The organism is Pararhizobium sp. P1_E7 (assembly GCF_056405855.1).
In genome coordinates, this window is sequence record NZ_JBFUBH010000119.1 from 1 (window position 1) to 6,024 (window position 6,024).

Here is a 6,024-nt window from a genome sequence, read left to right on the forward strand (position 1 = left end):
CTCCTAAGCTCATCGACCGACAAGACTGGATTAGAAACGCTGCAGGTCGATCCCGAACTCGCGGATGTGATCTCAAACCGGTGGGAAACAAATGGTGGCGCATTGGAATTCATGGATAAGGTCGATTATGGAGACCGGAGAGAGTTCGACGCGGCGCGCCTCGTCTACACGAGTGAGCCGCTGACGCGGGAGCTTGAGGTCACCGGACATCCTGTTGTCCAATTGGACATCACCTCGACACGCGAGGATGGCGCCTTTTTTGTGTATCTCGAGGCTGTGAGGCCGGACGGGATGTCCTGCYATATTACGGAGGGTAATCTGCGTGCTCGCCACCGCAAGGTATGGACAGACTCTCCCCTCAGCGTGCTGGGACCGCAGCATAGCTATTTGAGTGAGGACGCTGAACCGCTCACCCCTGGTAGGTCTGCGATCCTGTCATTCACCTTGCAACCGATCTCGGCTCTCATTCCAGCGGGTTATAGTCTGAGACTGGTTCTCGCCGGCAGTGTCAAGGGTACATTCGCCAATGTTCCCGAGGACGGACCACCGCCGTTCCTGAAGTTCCATCACGCCGGCTGCTACATCGACTTACCTATTATTGAACGGTGAGTGGCATCTGGAACTCTTTGGCCCGGCGTCTTCATGGCGTTATCAAGCATTCCAATAATGCCCCCGGATCCGGAGGGAAGAGTTGAATCCGGCGGTCACGACGCAAGCTTATCGGCGTGACCGCCGTTAACAGCGGAGTTATTCCCGGTCGTTCTGTGTTCGCCGGAATGGGCCGGTTGATAAGCTGGATCGCCGCTCATTTGGCTTTGGAACCAGGCAGCCCAAACTGCCGGCACCGCGGTGTTTATGCCAGCTCAGGTGATCTGGGATAGAGCACATGCCCTTGAATGTTGCCCTTGATTAATCAGGCTGCTCCTCCATTGCTATCCGCAAAAACGAGACGTCCCATTTCTCCTATTCGGTACACCGTGTCCCGGAGGAGAGGCTGAAATTCACCGGAACTCACAATAAGACGCTTGGCTCACATCGCGAGTTATAAAACATTTGTTGCAATTAGTGCCGCATTGCGCTAGGCATTCGATGAAGCGACCAGTCGGGCGCTTCACTTTGAGGAACCCGGTGCCTGCTGCAAAAGCTATGGCGTCGCGAAGCAGCTGGTCGGCGCAAAGCAGATGCTGGCTTACTGCGTCACTCTGTGACCCTTGGCGTGACCGTCGTGGTTTCCCGACAGCGATGCAATTGGAAACCCTTCCCAATGAGCAAGGGTAATAGAGGGAGAACGAATATGAGCATTCTGATAAATCGTAGGCACTTCATGCAAGCGACATCGTCGTTGATCGCAGTAGGTGCGCTGTCTTCCACGGCTGGTGACGCTGGGGCAGCATCAGCGGGTGAGTTAAAAGTCAATATGAGCGGCGGCAATTGGGGCGACGCGGTGATGGAGGCTTATGTAAAGCCGTTCGAAGCTGAGACAGGCGTTAAAGTTATTCCTGTTGTGGYAGACTTCTCATCGACGCAGATCGCGATGATGGTGGACACAAAGAACGTTTCAACCGACGTCGTCAACCTCGGGCAGACCAATGTGGATCCCCTTACTGCTAAGGGCTTCCTTGAAGAAATTGACTATTCCATCTGGAAAAAGGAGGAACTGGAGGCAGTAGCAGAGTACGCTAAACACACAAACGGCTTTGCCTCGTATGTCTACTCAATGAACATGGCGTGGAACACTAAGAAGTTCCCTTCTGGGAAATCGCGGCCGACAACATGGGCCGAGTTTTGGGATGTTGAAAAATTTCCTGGTGTTCGCTCGCTAACCACCGGCGACGGTGGAGTCGGACCTTGGGAGGAGGCTCTCTTGGCCGACGGAGTTCCCATGGACAAGCTTTATCCCCTGGATATAGATCGTGTTTTTGCTAGCTTGGACAAGATCAAGCCCCATATCCGCAAATGGTGGACGAGTGGTTCCGAGGTCTTGCAGATTATGCGGGACAATATCGCAGATGTGGTGCAAGCCTACGATGGCCGGATAATCTCACTTATCGATGAAGGGGGGCCGATTGAAATCAATCGGAACCAGGCAAAGCTGATGACCGATTACTGGTGCATTCCGAAGGGCAGCCCTAACTCGCAACACGCCCAAAAATTTATCGAGTTGACAGGGCGGGCTGACCGGCAGGCTGCTTTTGCTAAATTGATTGGGCAGGGTCCGACCAACAAAAACGCCTACAACACGATACCCGACGATGTTGCTCGGAAGCTTGCTTCACATCCGGAGTATACAGCCTCGAGTTTCCCTCTGAATGCGAAATGGTACGTTGAGGTAGGGCCGGACGGCAAGTCTAACAAGGAGCGACTCGCTCAGCGTTGGAATGAATGGATTCTTCAGTAATCCTCAACGTTTCACTAGCATCGGTGGCGCTAGTCCTCTCGGCTACGTTTGCGGCCTCGCTGACTGGAGGCGCCACTTTACTAAACGACCCTTTCTTTCCAGGCCCGCGCGTCTGGTTGGCGTGTGGTCCTGGCGGAGTATCGCAATGAACTTGAAACTGAAAAGTCACCTGCCTGCCGAGGATAAAGTGTTGGAGGCATCTCCAGTTCCCATCGAAATCGAATTCTGCAACGTCACGAAGATGTATGGTGCCGTTGCAGCAGTTAAAGACATTTCCCTTTCCGTTTCCCGCGGTGAGTTCTTGACTATTCTTGGTCCCAGTGGCTCCGGAAAAACAACAGCGTTGATGCTGCTTGCAGGTTTCACGGCACCCAGCCGCGGCGACATTCTGATAGCCGGAAAATCCGTCTCAGACGTGCCCTCATATCGTCGCGACCAGGGTATCGTATTCCAGAGTTACGCTCTGTTCCCGCACCTGACGGTACGCCGCAACTTGGAGTTCCCGCTTGAAATGCGCGGAATTAAGGCTGCCGAGAGAGCAGCACGTGTCAACCGGATGCTTGCACGCGTTCATCTAGATGAGTTCGGTAGCCGCCTGCCATCGCAGTTGAGTGGAGGTCAGCAACAACGCGTGGCTCTCGCGCGCGCCCTTATTGCCGATCCACCAGTCTTGCTGCTGGACGAACCGCTCGGCGCGCTCGACCGCAACCTACGTGAGCAAATGCAAGTTGAGATCAAGGACCTACACAAGGAATTTGGAAAAACTACAATTTGTGTTACCCACGACCAGGAGGAAGCACTCACCTTGTCCGACCGCATCGTCGTTATGCGAGCCGGTCAAATCGATCAGATCGATACACCGGAAGCCTTATACGACCGGCCGAAAACGCGCTTCATCGCGAACTTTTTGGGTGAGGCCAATATCCTGGAAAATGCGGCGTTCAAAATCGAATCCGACGTCGTGCCGTCTTCTGAGATGGTTGCGATGCTGCGACCTGAGCGCATTAGCGTCAACGCGCGTTCGGCGGCGAGACGCGAGGATGCGGACCAAAGACAATCTATTTCCGGGACCGTCGAAGATATGATCTATGCGGGACCGYTGAGGAAATACCGAATACGCGTGGGGAACGCGGTGCTGATTGCACGCGAACATGTAGCCTCGGGACAGGAGGTTTTCCGTTCCGGCGATGAGGTTCGCCTTGACTGGCTTCGGTCCGACATTCGGTTTGTCGCTGCCTAACGAGGAGGACGGCATTGATGAAGACGATTCAAAAAATGAGCTCTATGCCAATCCTGCTTACGATGCCCGCCTTGGGCGTCCTATTGGCTGTATTCGGCATACCCTTAATCCTTCTATTTTTAACTAGCCTGAATGCGCCTGCGCTTTCGCTCGTCAATTATGTGGGATTTTTCGAACAGCGATCATACATCGCGATTCTGTTGCTGACCCTCGAAATAAGCGCGATAGCCACGGCGATCTGTTTGGTTGTCGGCTACCCGACGGCCTACCTAATTGCAGTTTCGGGCAGAGCACGACCGGTCCTTATGGTGCTGGTCTTCCTGACTTGGCTAACAAGCGCTCTGGTTCGCACATACGCATGGACAGTTGTTCTTGGAGACAATGGCCTGATCAACAGCCTGTTGCTAAATGTTGGTCTTATCGAGCGTCCGCTGCCACTTATTTACAATCGTTTTGCCGTCTATGTCGGTATGGTCCACATCATGCTGCCGATGATGATCTTACCAATAATTAGTGTCATGATGAGCATTGACAGCTCGTTGATGGCGGCGGCCCGTAGCATGGGCGCCAAGCCTTTCACCGCCTTTTTGCGCGTGTACTTTCCACTGAGTATCCCGGGAATTCGAAGTGGTTGCATACTGGTCTTTGTTGTTTGTCTCGGTTTCTACATCACGCCGCAAGCGCTTGGCGGCTTGGGCGATACGATGCTCTCAGCCCTCATCAATTCGCAGCTCACGACCTCTTTGGATCTAGCGCCCACAGCTGCCGCTTCCTTCATATTGTTGGCAATCACAGTCGTGGTTCTGTCAGCGGTAGGTGTCAACCTTGCCGGTGCGCACAGCCAAGCGGGATCGCCCGAAGTAAAGCTACGCCCAGACCGACTGCGGGTATTAACCAGAGCAATTCGATATCTTAACGAGTTTGTCTTGCCGCGCCGGGCACGGCGCTGGACAGCGAAGCTCTATCAAACTCAACATCACACTTCCTTGTGGAAAATTGTCGGAGCAATATTCATTGCYATTGTGATGTTCTACCTGCTTTTGCCCGGCGTGATCGTCATCATAATCTCGTTTAATTCGGGAGAGTTCCTTGAGTTTCCTCCCCGAGAAGTTTCTCTCAGGTGGTATTATTCTTTCTTTTCCGACCCTTCCTGGATAGCAGCTGCATGGAACAGCTTCCAATTTGGTTTGATAGTTAGTGGTTTATCTACCATCATCGGCACTATGGCTGCTTTTGGGCTCAGCCGCTGCTCGTCCGGCCTGCGTTCAAGCCTGACAATGGTCATCCTGACGCCCATCACCATTCCAGTTATTGTCGTCGGCGTAGCGGTCTATCTCGGGTTAGCAAAACTTGGATTGATTGGGACAAGTACCGGCATCATCTTGGGTCATACAATTGGTGCCATCGGTTATGTCGTCGTAATTGTAATGGCCACTCTCTCCGGATTCGACCGGACGTTAGAACAGGCGGCCATGAGCATGCGTGCCGGACCTACTCAGACCTTCATGCGAGTGACACTGCCCCTGATACGCTCTGGCATAATTGGCGGTGCCGTGTTCGCATTCCTTGYTTCCTTCGATGAAGTTATCGTAACCTCGTTTGTCGGCGGCTATGCAATCCCGACCTTGCCATTGAAGATGCTGGAAAACCTGAAGCAGCAGGTTGATCCAACGATCGCTGCTGTGGGATCATTGCTGACGCTTCTGCCCATTGTTTGGCTGGTAGTTCTCTATTTTACCTTGTGGCGAACCCAGGGCACCTTGCGGAAGCCTGCCATGAATCCGACTTAAGGGTCCACTCCCAGTAGGATCAGTCTGAATGCGAAAGCGAAACTACCGGTCCCATTGTAAGAATGGGACCGGTTACTTCTGGTTCGTTGAACAGTCTCAGCGACAAATACTGAACTTACCAGCAGTGGCCAGGTCTCATGGGCTGATCCGGGCGGGTCCTGGACGCATTATTTTATCTGACACGTCCGTATTTAGAGAAAGGCGTTCGAAACCAACCCTGGATGGTTTCTTCGTGAGTGCGTATCTCCGTCCTCCTCGGAAGTCTTATTTGAGCAAGCCTCGGAAGGTCAGTCTAGGGCGAACCTCTTCAGGGATCGACTTACGGTCCTCCACTCGTTTGTTTAAATTTTCCGACGAGGGATGGACGCAGCGTATGTGTTCATCGATGATAGATAGCTATCGACGCGTTTAAGCTCTTCAAGCGCGGCCTCACGGTCATGACTTGCCAGCAGTCCGCAAAGCACCTCCGAAATTGCCAAGGCCGGTGTCAGTGTGTGGAAAAAGGTGTGGCTATCCGTCGGGAAAAGAACCGCGTGCTCCGCGATCGTCACCAGGGGCGAAACCTCGCTGTCTGTGATCGCAACGACGCCCATTCC

General features: G+C 53.4%; 4 protein-coding genes and 1 pseudogene. 4 read left to right on the forward strand and 1 reads right to left on the reverse strand.

The genetic code is table 11. The features are described 5' to 3' along the window. From AC1D17_RS27315 to AC1D17_RS27330, 4 genes are all read left to right on the forward strand, one after another. Positions 1 to 609: CocE/NonD family hydrolase (locus tag AC1D17_RS27315; RefSeq protein ID WP_477568387.1), on the forward strand; the 609-nt coding region annotated here is incomplete at its 5' end. A gap of 685 nt (positions 610 to 1,294) precedes the next feature. Continuing rightward, the gene (locus AC1D17_RS27320; RefSeq protein ID WP_477568388.1) at positions 1,295 to 2,398 is read left to right on the forward strand and encodes an ABC transporter substrate-binding protein; all 1,104 of its coding nucleotides are present in this window, start codon (positions 1,295 to 1,297) and stop codon (positions 2,396 to 2,398) included. 145 nt (positions 2,399 to 2,543) lie between these two features. Beyond that, complete coding sequence (locus AC1D17_RS27325; RefSeq protein ID WP_477568389.1) at positions 2,544 to 3,638, forward strand: ABC transporter ATP-binding protein; 1,095 nt, start codon at positions 2,544 to 2,546, stop codon at positions 3,636 to 3,638. 17 nt (positions 3,639 to 3,655) lie between these two features. Further along, complete coding sequence (locus AC1D17_RS27330) at positions 3,656 to 5,428, forward strand: ABC transporter permease subunit (protein ID WP_477568390.1); 1,773 nt, start codon at positions 3,656 to 3,658, stop codon at positions 5,426 to 5,428. 341 nt (positions 5,429 to 5,769) lie between these two features. Here AC1D17_RS27330 and AC1D17_RS27335 read toward each other — a convergent pair. Continuing rightward, positions 5,770 to 6,024, reverse strand: a pseudogene (locus AC1D17_RS27335) (MurR/RpiR family transcriptional regulator); the annotation flags it as partial.